Raw genomic sequence first — 16,139 nt, 5'->3', positions numbered from 1 at the left:
GCTCACATCCAAGTTTGTTAATCATTGCTATCAAAATCTAACGAAATTTAATGAAACAAATAGAATTAAGGTTCTATTCAAATTTCGGTTGATTTTGGTTTTAGCTGAAAAACCATATGCAACAATTAGTTAATAAATATGACATTTGATATTTCGCATAATTTATATTATGTTAAATTTTATGACTGCCTGAAATGACACGGCTGTGAAATGCGACATCGGAGCCTCCCACTCCCGAATATTATTGCAGAGATATTTATTCTTACCTAACCAACTGTTTTAGAAAGTTTAAATTATGTCTGCACCCGTAATTTTAGCCGCCACCTCAACCAAAGGCGGGGTCGGTAAAACCACTTTGCTGGCCAACATCTCAGCCGTACTTGCCGATATCGGCCTCCGTGTCCTGATGGTTGATGCCGATGTCCAGCCGTCACTCTCCAAATATTATCCGCTCAGCTACCGTGCGCCGCACGGGATTGTCGAGCTGCTTTTGGGCGACAATTCCGATGCCAATGTGCGTTCGACCGTTTCCCATACCGTCTTTCCGAATCTGGACATCATCGTTTCCAATAATATTTCGGCCGACATCCAAACCAAAATCGCCAACCGCGCCGACCGTGCCTTTTTGTTGAAAGCGAAACTGCAAAATCCTTTTTTCCAAAATAACTACGACGTGATTCTGATTGATACCCAAGGTGCCGTCGGTCCTTTGCAGGATGCAGCCGCATTCGCTTCAGGCTGTCTGATTAACCCCCATCATGCCCGAAATCCTGAGTGCCCGTGAGTTTGTCACGGGCACTCAGGAAGCCTTGGCACGCCTTGCTCAAGGCGAAGTCATGGGGTTGGCTATGCCCCAGCTTCGCGCCGTCATCTATGCCCAAGACCGCAGCAAAGATGCCAAGCTGATTGCACAGGAAATCCGTGAATTTTTCAGCGCATCACTCGATGACCGTAAAAAACTGCTCCAAACCCATGTGCCGGAAGCCAAATCCTACAAAGAGGCGGCGACTCTGCGCGTACCGGTGCATTGCCACGAGCAAACACACCCCGGTAAGCTGATGCCCGCCTACGAAGTAATACACAACATCGTTTATGAGATTTTTCCTGGAATCAAAGAACGTGAACTGCGCGGCAGCTGCTTTAATGACATGAGTACCCTCCTTCCTGAAGAAAACCGTGCAGCGGAGGTGCAATCATGAGTTTGGAAAACAGAAACAAACTCACGCAGGGTTTGGCAGGCTTGAGTCTGCACGTGGGCACGCCTGCACAAACCGCCATGAATCTGACTGATAAGCCCCACATGGGCAGCGGTATGTTTATGAATCTGCCGGTTGAGGAAATCGAGCTTTTCGACAAGAACCCGCGCCGCCGCCATGATGCCGCCGCTTATGCGGCTATCAAGGAGTCTATCCGTGCGACAGGTATCCAACAGCCTGTTCATGTGACCCAGCGTCCGGATGAAGGCCATTATGTCCTGGCTCAGGGTGGTAATACGCGTCTGCAAATTGTGTTTAAAATCCAAATGCGTACAGGAGCAGAGAGAATGACACTTTCTGATCTGATACGTCTTCCGATGGCAAAGCACTTGTTTGACTTTTGGTACAAATTGTTTGAAGATGTTACCAAAGCCAGCTTGATTGCAATTCTGCCGTATTTCAAACTGAGTGAAGCCCCGATTGAGGCATGGATGAGCAGGAAGGGGGAGGACTGATGGACTCATTGACTGTATTTCTGCTGATTGTGCTTGCACTGGTCTGGACGTTTTTCTTTATTGCCCGACATTCGGTTAACAAACTGAAAAAAGAGCATGAAGAAAAAATGAAAGCCGGCAAAAACAGAATCTGAAGTAACATTCAACCCGTACCGCGCAGCGGTACACCCGATTCCCACCCACACCTTAGGTGTCGGTGGGAATCTTTTTTCAACCCAACACGGGATACTTCGTCCCGTCAGGGTTCGCGGTATTCCGATTTTCAAAAAGGAGTTTCACCGTGAACACCGTTTCCAATACCTATATCGTTTGGTTCCACCGCGAATTCGAGGCGGCCGCAAGTGCGTCCGAAGCCTTAAACGGCCAAGTGCTGCGGATGACGGATGCGGAATATCCGGAACCGGCAGACGTAGTTGGCGAAAGACTGCGCGAGCTGGGCTATTCCGGCGATCTGGTCGATGCCGTCCTACCGGTGGCTGAGTATATCCGCAACGAAAACGTGCATGAATCCATGCCGAGCCGCAGTGACAACTGTTACAGCGCGGCGGTGGTAATCCCGACGCTTCCCAACCGGGAAAACTGGCTGGCTGCCTACCGCCAACCGGCGTTCCTCAGTACCTTGTCCGATGATGTTGCACGAGAAGTATTCGGCAGCATGATGGTCGGCCGGGCTGTGGATTACGCCCTGCTGATGCAGGCGGTGTCTGATTGCACCAACGGCCAGCCGCAGGATTTCCTGCTGGTTCCCGTCGCTGCGAATTTCGGTGGTTATGACGACATTGCCTATCTGCTGAAAGATGTCGAATACGGCCTGCAAAACATCGAAAGCGTTCTGGCAGACAAGCTGGACGAAGTCGATGCGGAATGGCTGTACCGGCGCAACAGCAGAACCATCTCTTGGTGGATGTCTGATCATGGTTTTTCCTTGGAAGACTTCGGTCACGAACACAGCCAGATTTTGGAAGTGCCGGCCAAAGTACGCTGGGAAGTGGTTTACCGCTGGGCCTGCTATACCGTCAAAGCCTATCTCGACAGCCTGAAGTAAGGGCTGTTTTAAAAAGCACTTGTTACCTGAAATGTGCGCCGGTTTTGCCGGCGGTAACTTTATCCAACCGGGCGCAAGCCTGTTTTTAACCCGACGGGGTCGCGATGCCCCGTCAGGGGTGTCCGGCTCCTTTTTTATGGAGCAATATCATGCCTAACCATGTTACCAACATCATGACCGTAAACGGTCCGGCCGAAGCAGTAGCCGAATTGAAAGCCGCGTGGTTCCGAGCCGGCATTCCCGACCAAAAAAGCAGCCCTGAGCTGCCGGATATGGTGGTCGATTTCAACACCCTCCTGCCCCAGCCGGAAGGTATGGACATCGAGCACGGTTCGATGTCATCCAGTGCCGAGGACTGGCTGACGATGAAAGACGACTGGCTTTTGTCTGATGAAGCATTCGGCAAGATCTGGCTCGCATCGAGACTGAAACAGCACTTTGAAACGCTTGTGGATTGGCAGACCGATACGGTCGGCCGTCTGAAAGAGCGGGTACTGTCCACCCCTGGTTCACTCGAGAAAATCGGCCTCAACCGGCCTTATCTGGAGCAGATTCAGCGCAACATTGCCGTGCATGGCTGCCCGACCTGGTATGAATGGTGCAACCGCCACTGGGGAACCAAGTGGAATGCCTACCATCAGTACCTCAACGAATGGTCGGATACTTCGTTTTCCATTACCTTCGACACCGCGTGGTCGCCGCCGGAACCTCTGTTCGAGATTCTGGCTGAAGCTTTTCCGAGTGTCGAAATGATGGTGCGCTACATCGACGAAGGCGGCTGCTTTGCCGGTACCTTCACCGCTTCAGACGGCCTACTGGAGGATTTTCCTTGTGAAAATGGCGATTTTAAAGCTTTCGCAGAGGAGCACTTCGGTTGGACGTTTGATGACGATGATGACGAGTAACCCACCGCATTTGTTTAACCTGTAAACCTGAGGGGCGGTCTGCCCCTCAGGGGGCATACTGCTCCTGTTTTTTAAGGAGTCTGTTATGCCTAATTGGTGTTCCAATAGCTTTACCGTGACCGGCACACAGCCGGAAATCGACCGCCTCACCGCACTGATTGTGCGTGAGAATCACGAAAACCACCCAGGCAAAGGCGACGGCCTGATTCTGGATTTCAACGGCCTTTTGCCGGTTCCTGAAACTTTGGCCAAACTCGATTACCATGCACTCAATCTGCTGATGATCGTACTGGCTCGGGCAGAACCGGATACATTGTTACCCGAAGCCCTGAAGCCTGACCGCACCGGCCCGGCCGGTCTTTTGGCTGAAAAGTTGGCCGAAGACTTTCCCGGCTGGCAGGAAATGACGGCAGATGATTTGGTAGGCCGTCTGAATGCCGATTCCGACTTGGCTGAACGCTACGATTATCAGCGCGACGTATTCGAATCCGCCCGGGCTTGCCAGCAGGTGTTCGGAGAGATGAGTGCTTATGCGTGGCGAACCAAGCATTGGGGAGTCGGCAGAGAAGCCTTCTATTGTCGGGTATCACCGGCTCCGGGAAAGCTGACAGTTTCCTTCGAATCCGCATGGTGCCCGCCGGAAGGTTTTTACCGTGCACTTGTCGAAGGTTTTCCTACGCTGGACTTTGAAGCCATCTATCTCGAGGAGAGCAACGGCGTAGCCGGGCGGTATCGTAATGAAGGGGCTGTCCTGATTGACGAGCAGGTGTCGGACAGCGGCCGCAATATCCGTCAGTTTGCCATCGAAGTGTTCGGCTACGAATACGAAGATGAGGAAGATGATGACGAATAAGGCCGTCTGAAAAGCAACCCACCCGACGGGTGTATCCCGTCAGGGCATACATCCGTCTCTTTGTATCTGAAGGAGCAACGTATGTATGAATCCGAACTGAAGTTTTACCCCTGCAGCAACATCTACGACCACCGCGTCATGCTTTATCTGGAGCTGCCCGAAACGCGTGATGACGGCAGTGCCTTTGAGTGCAGCGACGAAAATGATTTATCCGTCCCGGAGGCAGCCATCGAAATTGATGCCGAACGACTGATGCTGGCCTTGGCCATCCGCAGCCGTTATGCCGATGTTTTAAGCAGCGCCACCATCCCAATTCTGATTCATTCAAAAGGCTACGGCGGTAAAATCCGGCAGGACAAGCTGGAAATCAACAGTGCCAGCCACAGCAATGGTTTTTGGACGACGGCGTGGTTCATCAACGATTGGACAGGTTCGTGGTATTCCTTTGACACCGACCGCCATTGGCCGGTGGAAAAGCAGTACCTTTTGAAATACCTGGAAGATTTGTTGATTCTGTGCGGTAAACGCTAAACCCCAACGGCTGCTTCGGCAGCCGTTTTTTATGCAACATCAATATCTACTTGGACTGAAATAGCGTGGATTTACCCTGCTATCACGCAATTTATTCATTCGGCCCTAAATTTAAGGTAAATTTCAAATAGAGTATTGATTATATAAAATAACAAGTAAATTACTAATTGAAGTGGCCGACCATCCAAATAATTGACCTTTGGTTGTATGAACTTTGCTTTTCTTTACCCTATTCCAATAACATGACTCAGTCAACCACCTTACAGGTTCCAAGCATGTCCGCCTTTCACTTTTCTTCAAGCTGCCGTTCATTGATGTTGCCGTTCGCTTTGCTGGCAACTGCGGCTATGCCGGCTCTGGCTGATGAACGACAAGCAGGTCTGATTCAGCAAGAACAAGCCCAGCAGGAGCAGCAACGTCTCCGCCAACTTGAGCAGCAAATGCAGTCTGCCCCGGATGTGCGCTTAGACCGAACCGCAGAAGCCGTTTCCTCATTGCTGCTTCCTCAAAACGAATCGCCCTGTTTCACCGTTCACGACATTTCTTTGGTTGGCGATTCTGCAAACAAATTCCAATTTGCACTGAATAAAGCCATCAAACAATCCGGTTTCAAGCCCGGGATGTGTTTGGGTGCGCAAGGCATTAACCACATCATGACTTTGGCACAAAATGCGGTGATCGAGCGCGGTTATACCACCACGCGAATTTTGGCGGCACCGCAAGACTTGAACAGCGGCAAGCTGGTCTTGACGGTTATGGTGGGCAAAATCGGCCGCATCCGTTTTGATGAAAGCCATGCCGCAGCAATCCATGTCGGTCGGATTACTGCATTTCAAAACGAATTTCCTTCTGCTTCAGACGGCCTATTGAACCTGCGCGATTTGGAACAGGGTTTGGAAAACCTCAAACGCGTTCCAACTGCCGAGGCGGATATTCAGATTGTGCCGTCTGAAAAACCGGATGTGAGCGATGTGGTGGTGAAATGGCAGCAGCGCACCGTTCCCTACCGCCTGACTTTGGGTTTGGACAACTCCGGCAGCAAAGCCACCGGCCGCTATCAGGGCAATGCGACTTTCTCTGCCGATAATCCCTTTGGTTTGAGCGATTTGTTTTATGCCTCGTATAACCATGATTTGGGCACACGTTCGGCGGCAACGGATTCAGACGGCCATACGGTTAAAGGCGGCACCAATGGTTATGCCTTCCATTATTCGGTGCCGTTCGGCAAATGGTTATGGTCTTGGAACCACAGCTACTACCGCTATCATCAGGCGGTGGCCGGGGATTCAGAGGTGTATGACTACAACGGTAAAAGTTGGAACAGCGATGTCGGTGTAAGCCGCCTGCTTTACCGTGATGCCCGCCGTAAAACCCATGCCGCATTCAAATTATGGCAGCGTGAAACGCACAGCTTCATCAATGATGCGGAAATCGAAGTGCAACGCCGCCGCACGGCCGGTTGGTCTGCCCATTTAAGCCATAAGGAATACATCGGCCAAGCCACGCTGAATCTGGGCTTGGGTTACAAACGGGGTACCGGCCGCAACGACAGCCTGTCTGCGCCCGAAGAAGCCTTTGGCGAAGGCACATCACGCATGAAAATCCTTACTGCCGATGCCGGTGTGAATGTACCGTTTAAAATCGGACGGCAAAACTTCGCCCTCGACAGCAACCTCCATGCCCAATGGCATAAAACGCCATTAACGCCGCAAGACAAACTGGCCATCGGCAGCCGTTATACCGTGCGCGGTTTTGATGGTGAAACCACTTTATCTGCCGAAAGCGGCTGGTATTGGCGCAATGATTTGTCTTGGCAGTATCGTCCGAACCATCAGCTTTATGCGGGTTTGGACACCGGCCGCGTTTCCGGCCCGTCTGCCGAATACCTGCTCGGCAAAAGCCTGAGCGGTGCGGCTTTGGGTGTGCGCGGCCAAAGCAAAGCGGGCGGAACGCTTTCCTACGATTTATTTGCCGCCAAGCCACTGCATAAACCCGACCGCTTTCAGACGGCCAAAACCACGTTCGGCTTCAATTTGAATTACAGTTTCTAATCCCTTCCCTACCCTCATGCCGTCTGAAAACCGAAGGCATGGGGGTATTCTTGCTTCATAGGAATCCGCCATGAACAAAACCTGCTACAAAGTCATCTTCAATAAAAAGCGCGGCATGATGATGGCCGTTGCCGAAAACACCACCCGCGACGGTAAAAACGTGCAAGACAGCGAAGCGGCTGTTTCAGACGGCCTCTCGCAAGGTGCTGCCAAGTTTCAAATGCACACGGCGGCGTTTTCGGTGTTGCTGGCGGTCGGTTCGGCCGTGATGGTACCGGCCTATGCCGCAGGGATTTCGGCGGACAAGTCCGCGCCTTTGAGCCAACAACCCACCGTTTTACAGACGGCCAATGGGCTGCCGCAAGTCAACATCCAAACCCCGAGCGCAGGCGGCGTGTCGGTGAACCAATACCGCCAATTCGACGTGGATAAACACGGTGCCATCTTGAACAACAGCCGCAGCAATGTGCAGACGCAGCAGGCCGGTTGGATACAGGGTAATCCGTGGCTGGCGCGCGGCGAAGCCAAGATGATTGTGAATCAGGTCAACAGCGTCAATCCGTCGCTGCTGAACGGTTATATCGAAGTGGCGGGTCGTCGTGCCGATGTGGTATTGGCCAATCCTGCCGGTATTCAAGTAAACGGCGCAGGTTTTATCAATGCGGCGGGGGTAACGCTCACCACAGGCAAACCGCTGTTTGATAACGGCAACCTTAGCGGCTTCCAAGTGCGTGATGGTCATATCGCCGTCAACGGCGGCGGTTTGGACACTTCAAGTGCCGACTACACCCGCATTCTGGCTCGTGCCGCGCAAATCAATGCCGGTGTATGGGCAAAAGATTTAAGCGTGGTATCGGGCAGCAACGATGTAGCGGCCGACGGCAGCCACACCCAAATTTCAGACGGCCGCCCTGCTCCTGCTGTGGCCATCGACACCGCACAACTGGGCGGCATGTATGCCAACAAAATTACGCTGGTTTCTACCGACAAAGGCTCGGCCATTCATCATGCCGGCCAAGCCTTTGCCACCGCCGGCGGTGTAACGCTGAGTGCCGACGGTAAAATCGGCAACAGCGGCAGCATGGTGGCCGCCGACAATACGCAACGCTCGAGCGCAGCGGCGGGTGTGAACATTCAAGCCACGGCGTTTGACAACAGCGGCACCGTGTCATCCCAAGGCAAAACCGCGATTCAAAGTCCGAATGTCAACAACAGCGGCCTGATCACCTCATCCGACGAACTGAATATCCGTACACGAAACCTCGACAACCGCCAAACCCTGCAGGCTGCCCGTTTCGACATCGAAACAGGCCGTCTGAACAACAGCGGCAATATGGCGCAAACCGGTTTGCAAAGCCTCAATATTGAAGCAGGCAAATTGAACAACAGCGGTTTAATCGGTTATGCCGAGCAAGACCATGCTTCCAACAACGGCAGCAATGCTTCCCCTGCTGCACCCTCCGCGCCGACCACCGCAACCGGCGCAGGTTCTACCCAAAGTCAAAGCCAAACCGCAGCCGCGCCACTCAATCTTGCCCAAGGCCGTTTAAAAGTTTCAGACGGCCTGGAAAACAGCGGCACCCTCACCGCTAACGACGGTATTGAATTAAGCACGCAAAACAGCTTGGCCAACAGCGGCAAACTGCATTTGGGCAAGCTCAATGCCCAAGGCGCATTGCTGGACAACCGCGAAGGCGAAATCATCACCCGCCAAGCCGAGATGACCGCGCAAACATTGGACAACCGCCAAGGCTCATTGACTGCAACCGAATCATTTGCCTTCAACGGCCAAACCTTAAACAATCATGAAGGCAACTTACAATCCGGCGGCACATTGAGCGCAACAACCGATACGTTCGACAACAGCCACGGCAAATTAACCGTCAATCAACAGGCCGATATCAAAGCAGCCACCCTATCCAACCCAAACGGCCAAATCGACACAGGCCGTCTGAAAGCCGAAGCCGCCCGTCTGGACAATACCGCAGGCCAAATCCGCAGCGATGAACTGACCGAACTCAAGGTTTCAGACGGCCTCGAAAACTCAAGCGGCCTGATTGGTTCGGCTCAAGACATCCGCATCCACGACGGCAATCAGCAAACCTTAACGCTGAACAACACCTCAGGCGAAATCCTGGCCGGACAAAACCTTGATATCCAAGCCAAAATACTGGCCAAACAAGGCACGCTGGCCGCCAATCAAAACCTGTCGCTCAAGCTCAAAGACAGCTTTACCGCCGAACAAGACCTCCGCGCCGGGCAAGGTTTAAACATCAGCAGCGAAGGCGATATCAACAACAGCTACACGCTGGAAGGCGGCCGTTTCGCCCTCTTGGAAGCCGACAACATCCGCAACACCGCCGCCGGCATCATCCAATCCGGCAGCGATACGCAACTCAAAGCAGACAACATCACCAACCGCGGCTTAATCAACAGCAACGGTCTCACCCTTTTAGAAGCGGGCGACACCGTGCTGAACATCGGCAGCGGCCGCGTATACGGCGACTGGGTGGCGGTTGAAGCGGATAAGCTGGTAAATCAAGAAGAAACGGCCAATGGCGAAACCAAAGCCGCCGCCATCGCCGCGCGCAATCATTTGGCTGTGGGGGCGAAAGACATCACCAATCAGGAAAGTGCCAAGCTATCCAGTGAAGGCAGCCTGAACATCGGCGGCAGTTTGGATGAGCAGCATCAGGCACAGGGGTCAGCCACCAAACTGGGCAATAGCGGCGCGGAAATCCAATCCCAAGGGGATATGCATATTGCAGCAGATATACTGCTCAACCGTAACAGCAATTACCGTTCTTCCCACCAGGAAGTGCCGGGCAGCCGCAAGCAAGTTACAGAATACTTAATGGAAAACAGGGGTTATAACTTCAATGAAGACCATGGGCTGACTTTATACACAGAAGAAGACATTCATCATCGCGCCGGCTTTAGTTCCTTAGTATTGAATAACGGGCAATATCATGAGGACTACACCCGCACCCGTTACACGCAATACGATGTAGAAACCGTAGTGGACAGCAGCAATCCCGGCCGTATCCTCTCCGGCGGCAATCTTACCATTGCCAGCGCAGACGTAACCAACGACAAAAGTCATATTCTGGCCGCAGGCAGCCTTGACACACCGATTTACCCGATTAAAAACCTTGATGACGAAACCGCCAAATCAGTCACCATGAAAGTCGGTGCAAGCCGTGACTGGCATCATGTTTATTATGATTGGAAAAGCAAGAAAAAAGATAAATTTGAACGCCGTCCCGCCCCTGCCGATGCCGAATTGGTCAAAACCCCCAATTTCCGCCTGAATGTTGTCAAAACCGAAAGCCATTACCAAGGCGATACGGCTGTTGCATCCGCAGAGCAAGCACAAATTGGCGGTACAGATATCCAACCTTCAAACAGCACCCCCGCACCCGTTAAAACCCTCAATACCGACACCCAACTGCCCGTATCCAGCCTGTATGCCGTCAACCCGGCCAACCCGTCGTATCTGGTCGAAACCGATCCCGCCTTTGCCAACTACAAACAATGGCTGGGCAGCGACTATATGCTCAATGCCCTCAACCTCGACCCAAGCAGCATGCACAAACGCCTGGGCGACGGCTATTACGAGCAAAAGCTGGTCAACGAGCAAATCGCCCGCTTAACCGGCTACCGCCGCCTCGACGGCTACAGCAACGATGAAGAGCAGTTCAAAGCCCTGATGGAAGCCGGTATTACCTTTGCCCGCGAGCAGCAGCTCACACCGGGCATCGCCCTTTCGCCCGAACAGGTGGCGCGCCTCACCTCCGATATCGTCTGGCTGGAAACGCAAACCCTGACCTTAATCGACGGCAGCACGGTTGACGTATTGGCACCCAAAGTCTACCTCACCGTCAAACCCGGCGACATCAACGCCCACGGCGGCTTAATCAGTGCCGACAAACTGGCGATGGACGGCGCCGGCAGCATCGTCAACAGCGGCACACTGGCCGGACGCAAGATTGTCGACCTATCCGCCACCGACATTCAAAACAGCAGCGTCATCCAAGGCGGTAAAGTTCGTTTGCGCGGCCAAGACGTCAGCATCGAAGGCGGCACCGTTGCCGCCGACACGTTCTTGGCCGTCGAAGCCGACCGTATCCGCGTTGCTTCTACCACAGTCACCGGCGGCAACGAGCGCAACGGCCAAAGCCAAATCGACCGCGTCGCCGGTTTGTATGTCAACCACGCTTCAGACGGCCTCTTAAGCCTCAAAGCCAACGAAAGCATCGATTTCGTCGCCGCCAACCTGCGCAACGAAGCGGCCAAGGGTAAAACCCAAATCGTTTCCGACGGCCGCATCGATTTGGGCACCGCCAAACTCGGGTCACACGGCAAACAGGGCGAATTGAGCGATAAAAACCACCGCCACATCAGCCAAACCTCCGAAGCCGGTACAAGCATCAGCGCGACGGGGGATGTGTTGGTTTCGGCCAAAGATGATTTGAGCATTCGCCAAGGCCGTATTGAAAGCGATAACGGCAGGATTACCCTCTCCGGCCGCAATGTCGATATTACCGAAGGCCGTAAAACCCTGGATTTGGACGAATCGGTTTACAGCAAATCCAGCGGCTTCGTGTCTAAAAAAACATCGCTCGACCAATACCGCCGCCAACACGATGAAGCGGTGGGCAGCAGCATCAAAGGCAAGGAAGTGGTGGTTCAGGCCGAGCAGGATGTGAATGTGCGCGGCAGCAATGTGGTTTCAGACGACCGTACTGTGTTGAAAGCAGGCAATGATGTGAACATCACGGCGGCCGAGAACATTTATGCCGACCATGAATTCCACGAACGTAAGCGTTCTGGCTTGACCGGCGGCTTTAAAGACGGTGTGGTCAGCGTCGGCGTGGGTAAATCATCGCAAAAACTCGATCAAAACACCGCGGCCACCAGCCTGACGGTTTCCCAAGTCGGCAGCATTGCGGGCGACACCGCCATAATTGCGGGCAACAATCTGACCACCGAAGCCGCTGTCTTGGCCTCAGGCGGCGATATGACCCTGCAAGGCCGAAATATGTCTTTAAACGCCGCGCATACCGCTTCGCAAAGCGACAGCCGTATGGAAGCCAAGCAATCAGGCGTGTCGGTCGGCATCACCGTGAATCCGTTTGAAGCAGCCAAAGCCAGCTACGACCGCAATATGCAGAGCAGCGGTTACAGCGACTCTGTTGTCGGCAAAACCCTGCAGCGCGACGATGCCATCGGCAAAGCCATTCATGCAGCTGCCCAAGTAACCGTCTTCACTGCAGGCCGTCAAAAATCCAGCGAAAGCCGCCATAGCGAAGGCACTCAGGCAGTCGTGACCGCAGCGACAGCACAAGGCGATTTGAACATCATTGCCACCGATGGCAATATCCGCAGCGAAGGCGCGAAACTCGCCGCCGAAGGCAATGCCTTGCTCTCGGCCACGGAAAGCATCGAATTGGGCTTTGCCCGCGATACGGCTGCCCAAAGCGGCGAGCGCAAACGCAGCGGCTTCAGCATTGATAACCGCGAAGCCATTCCGATCGGCACCTTCAACGACCGCAGCAACGCGCAAGGCAACCTCGACAAAGCCGCCGGCACACAATTGTCTGCCGGCGGCACAGCCCTCTTGCAGGCGCAAAAAGCCGATATCAACATCTTGGGCAGCAGCATTGCCGCCCAAGATGACGTTACCCTGATTGCAGGCCGCGACATCAACATCCGTTCCACCCAAAATAGCCAAAGCCAATCCGAACGCCAAATCACCAGCGGCATCGGCACGGCGGTGATTTCCGATACCGAACACTTCGCCGGTTGGATGAAAAACCGCCAAGACAGCAACAGCAGCCAAGTCGAGCAGGTCAAATCACAAGTCGGCAGTTTGGGCGGCCATGTCAACATTCAGGCCGGGGGCAACTACACCCAGCAAGTCGCCGACGTATTGGCGGCCAAAGACCTCAACATCACCGCCAAAAGCGTTGACGTATTGGCCGACCACAACCTCAGCAGCAGCCACCAAGCCGAGCGCGATGTCAAAATCGGCACCTTTGCCAAAATATCCTCGCCGCTGATTGATTTGGTGAATGCCGCCGAAGGCGCGGTGAAGAGCAAAGCCGACGACCGCACACAAGCACTGCAAACGCTGGCGGCCGGCGCACAAGCTTATTCCGCCTACAATACCGCCACCAGCGGCGGCGCATTGGCCAAAGCAGAAGTCGGCTTCGGCTTCAAAACCGCCAACAGCAGCCAAGACCAAAGCCAAAGCCTCAGTCAAGGCAATGTATTAAATGCCGGTGGCAACCTCAATATCCAATCGACCGAAGGCGATATCCGTCTGCAAAACACCCAAGCCAAAGCCGGTGATACCATCCGTTTGGATTCGGCCAAAGATTTGCTGCTTGAATCCGGCCAATCCGCCCAAACAGCCGACGGCAAAAACAGCAGCCTCGGCGCATCGGTCGGTGTCGGCGCTTCCGTGGGCGCGCAAACCGGTGTGTACGCCTATGGCGAAGTCGGCGGCAGCAAAGGCAGAAACCGTTATCTTGCCCAAACCCACGACCACACCACCCTCAAAGCCGACAATATCCAATTGGCGAGCGAAGGCGATACCACCCTCAAAGGGGCAGCGGCCACCGCCAACCGCATCGATGCCGGTGTGAGCGGCCGTCTGAACATCGAAAGCGTCCAAGACCATCTCGAGCAGGAAAACAAACAAAGCAGCGCCGGTGCGCGGGTGCAGATTTCCTTCGGCACCGCATGGGAAGCCTCGGGCAACTTCAGCCAAAGCAAAGCCTCGGGCAGCAGCGATACGGTATCTGCCCAATCCGGCCTCTTCGCCGGAGACGGCGGCTACCACATCAACGCCGACAGCGTCCACCTCAAAGGCGGCGCGATTGCCTCCACCGCGCCGAAAGAGCAAAACGAACTGACCGCCAACCGCTTTACCTTTGAACACATCCAAAACCAAAGCAGCTACAGCGCGTCTAATGTCGGCTTAAGCGGCGGCTATGGCGAAAACCCCGACAATGAACCGGGCTACACCGACGGCAGCAGCTTCAGCCCGTCTTTGCCACAATACGAAAAAGGCAGCGACGGCAGCACCACCTACGCCACCTTAAGCGAAGGCCGTCTGAACATAGCCGGTAAAGACACCACCGTACAGGAACTGGGCATCCACAGCGACAGCAGCAGCGCGCACAGAGCCGTTGCTGCCCTACCCGATTTGGCCAAGATTACGGAGAAACAGCAGATTGTGGCGAAGGCCACGGCAGATGTGGCTTCAGCCGTATCGGTTTACCGCCAAAACCAACTGTCCAAAGCCCAAGCAGCCCTCAGCAATGCCGAAACAGAACTGATGGGGGCAACCTTCAGCGGCAATCAAAGCGATATTGATGCCGCACAAGGCCGTCTGAACGAAGCACGGGAGAATGTGAAAGCATGGGAAACCGGCGGCAGCAAAGCCCGCGCCTTAAACGCAGGTACGACACTGATTACCGGCATACTTGGCGGACAAAGCGAAGTTCAGGCAGCGGTCAATACCGCCAGCCCGTACACCGCCCAACTGATCGGCCAAACTTTCGGTCAAAACGGCAGCCATCCGAATGAAGCTTTGCAACTGATTGGCCACGCCCTCAACAGCGGCATACTGGCAACCGTAAACGGCGGCAGCTTTGAAGCCGGTGCCGTCAGCGGCGCGGGCAGCGAGCTGGCGGCCAAAGCCCTCACACAAACCCTGTTTGGCGAAGAAGCAGCGACCAATCCGAGCATATTGGGTGAGCAGGAAAAGACACTGGTCAGCGACTTATCGGCGGTATTCGGCACGGTATCGGGCGGTTTGGCCGGTGGTTCGGCTTTGAACGCGCAAATCGGTGCTGCGGCGGGGCAGAATGCGGTGGAGAATAATTATCTCCTTCCGAAAGACTGGTCTAAATACCATCAAGAGATTGCCCAATGCCAAGGAAAAGGCGCACGTTGTTATACTGAAGCAGCCAAAGCACTTGAAGAAATCAGCAAACGCCGCAATCATGAATTGGCACAAGCTTGTTCGGTATATGGTTCAATTGAAGCATGTACGGCCAAACAGAACGAAGCAAAACAATCTGTTGCTTATACCAAACAGCAATTGGCTGCCATTCCTTCAGGTCTTGGCAAACCATCTGCACCAATTTTGCAATATTTGGATAAAGTAGGAGCCGATCACCCTATTTCAGACGGCCTGATTGCAGTAAACCGTCTGAAACAGATGGATGCTCTGGCTGCGAGCCCTGAATTCATCAAAGCCTATCAATCCGATGCCAAGGTACGTAAGGACTTTAAAAACCAAGTGGAAAGCTTGGCTTCAATAGTCCAGCAATCCGGCAGAGCCAAAGAAGGCTTTATGTTTGACAAAGAAGTTCCATTGACGAACATCAGCAAATTAGGAGGCATACGCACCGGAGAAGTCGGCCTTATTCCGGTGTATCCTGAGTTTGAACTGATGGGCTTGGGGATTGGTAAAGCGACCAAGACCGTTGCCGTCAAGCTTTTGGGAAACAAGAGTTTGAAGGTGGGTGGCAGGGAATTTAGCCAGCCTTTGGGGCAGCGGGTTATGTCGACTGTTGATGGGGAGATGGCTGGGGGAGGAAGAGCTGTCAGAAATAATTCTTACTCTACTAACAATTATTCAGAAACTGCTAAATTATACTTTAAGCAAGAGCGAAACTATTGGTCAAAAGAACCTGTTCAATTCTCTGGAAATATAGTGTATCAAAGAGATGATTTAATAAAACCTGATTTTATTGATTCTAAGACGGGAAAGACAAATTTAGAATTGATGAAAATGGGTAGGGCTCCTATTGGTCCTGATGGCAAACCGATAAACCTCCACCATATGATACAAACACAGAACGGGCCAATTGCAGAGGTAACTCAAACGTTTCATCAAAAAAATTCTGCTATTATTCACATTAATACAGGGAATAATATACCTTCAGGTATCAATAGGGTAGAATTTAATAAGTGGAGAGCCAACTATTGGACTAATAGAGCAAAGGATTTTGAAAGGTAATAAATT

Annotated in this window: 10 protein-coding genes; all 10 read left to right on the top strand. The window is 53.2% G+C overall.

The genetic code is table 11. The features are described 5' to 3' along the window. Positions 1-295 precede the first annotated feature (295 nt). The 10 genes from LVJ86_RS05315 to LVJ86_RS05275 all read left to right on the top strand — a co-directional run bounded on the left by LVJ86_RS05315 (position 296) and on the right by LVJ86_RS05275 (position 16,133). Positions 296-784: a ParA family protein gene (locus LVJ86_RS05315; protein ID WP_235284627.1), complete on the top strand. Its 489-nt coding sequence runs from the start codon at positions 296-298 to the stop codon at positions 782-784. Further along, complete coding sequence (locus LVJ86_RS05310) at positions 759-1,199, top strand: hypothetical protein (protein WP_235284628.1); 441 nt, start codon at positions 759-761, stop codon at positions 1,197-1,199. The genes LVJ86_RS05315 and LVJ86_RS05310 overlap by 26 nt, the downstream gene beginning before the upstream one ends. Further along, a complete protein-coding gene (locus tag LVJ86_RS05305) occupies positions 1,196-1,711 on the top strand; it encodes a ParB N-terminal domain-containing protein (protein ID WP_047761816.1) in 516 nt (171 codons plus the stop codon). The genes LVJ86_RS05310 and LVJ86_RS05305 overlap by 4 nt, the downstream gene beginning before the upstream one ends. Then, positions 1,711-1,845 (top strand): hypothetical protein, encoded by a 135-nt coding sequence (locus tag LVJ86_RS11055; protein ID WP_268777911.1) that lies wholly within the window; start codon positions 1,711-1,713, stop codon positions 1,843-1,845. Before LVJ86_RS05305 ends, LVJ86_RS11055 begins: the two co-directional genes overlap by 1 nt. A 146-nt stretch (positions 1,846-1,991) precedes the next feature. Further along, the gene (locus LVJ86_RS05300) at positions 1,992-2,756 is read left to right on the top strand and encodes a hypothetical protein (protein WP_047761817.1); all 765 of its coding nucleotides are present in this window, start codon (positions 1,992-1,994) and stop codon (positions 2,754-2,756) included. Positions 2,757-2,905: 149 nt separating this feature from the next. Further along, complete coding sequence (locus tag LVJ86_RS05295; protein ID WP_053008368.1) at positions 2,906-3,661, top strand: DUF1281 family ferredoxin-like fold protein; 756 nt, start codon at positions 2,906-2,908, stop codon at positions 3,659-3,661. Positions 3,662-3,746: 85 nt separating this feature from the next. Next, positions 3,747-4,514, top strand: a complete 768-nt coding sequence (locus tag LVJ86_RS05290; RefSeq protein WP_047761818.1) for a DUF1281 family ferredoxin-like fold protein — start codon at positions 3,747-3,749, stop codon at positions 4,512-4,514. Positions 4,515-4,595: 81 nt separating this feature from the next. Beyond that, positions 4,596-5,045: a hypothetical protein gene (locus LVJ86_RS05285; protein ID WP_047761819.1), complete on the top strand. Its 450-nt coding sequence runs from the start codon at positions 4,596-4,598 to the stop codon at positions 5,043-5,045. Between the two features lie 275 nt (positions 5,046-5,320). Then, positions 5,321-7,096 carry a ShlB/FhaC/HecB family hemolysin secretion/activation protein gene (locus LVJ86_RS05280; RefSeq protein WP_082131276.1) on the top strand — a complete coding sequence of 592 codons (1,776 nt, stop codon included), beginning with the start codon at positions 5,321-5,323 and terminating at the stop codon, positions 7,094-7,096. Positions 7,097-7,166: 70 nt separating this feature from the next. Next, the gene (locus LVJ86_RS05275; RefSeq protein WP_244702620.1) at positions 7,167-16,133 is read left to right on the top strand and encodes a two-partner secretion domain-containing protein; all 8,967 of its coding nucleotides are present in this window, start codon (positions 7,167-7,169) and stop codon (positions 16,131-16,133) included. Positions 16,134-16,139 lie beyond the last annotated feature (6 nt).

It is taken from the genome of Neisseria arctica, assembly GCF_022870905.1.
GTDB classification, from domain to species: Bacteria; Pseudomonadota; Gammaproteobacteria; order Burkholderiales; family Neisseriaceae; genus Neisseria; species Neisseria arctica.
Note: the sequence above shows the minus strand (reverse complement) of the source record. Positions and strands in the feature narration are given on the sequence as shown.

Coding starts and splice junctions, on each gene's coding strand:
- LVJ86_RS05315 (WP_235284627.1), top strand. CDS start 296: ATGTCTGCACCCGTAATTTTAGCCGCCACCTCAACCAAAGGCGGGGTC.
- LVJ86_RS05310 (WP_235284628.1), top strand. CDS start 759: ATGCCCGAAATCCTGAGTGCCCGTGAGTTTGTCACGGGCACTCAGGAA.
- LVJ86_RS05305 (WP_047761816.1), top strand. CDS start 1,196: ATGAGTTTGGAAAACAGAAACAAACTCACGCAGGGTTTGGCAGGCTTG.
- LVJ86_RS11055 (WP_268777911.1), top strand. CDS start 1,711: ATGGACTCATTGACTGTATTTCTGCTGATTGTGCTTGCACTGGTCTGG.
- LVJ86_RS05295 (WP_053008368.1), top strand. CDS start 2,906: ATGCCTAACCATGTTACCAACATCATGACCGTAAACGGTCCGGCCGAA.
- LVJ86_RS05290 (WP_047761818.1), top strand. CDS start 3,747: ATGCCTAATTGGTGTTCCAATAGCTTTACCGTGACCGGCACACAGCCG.
- LVJ86_RS05285 (WP_047761819.1), top strand. CDS start 4,596: ATGTATGAATCCGAACTGAAGTTTTACCCCTGCAGCAACATCTACGAC.
- LVJ86_RS05280 (WP_082131276.1), top strand. CDS start 5,321: ATGTCCGCCTTTCACTTTTCTTCAAGCTGCCGTTCATTGATGTTGCCG.
- LVJ86_RS05275 (WP_244702620.1), top strand. CDS start 7,167: ATGAACAAAACCTGCTACAAAGTCATCTTCAATAAAAAGCGCGGCATG.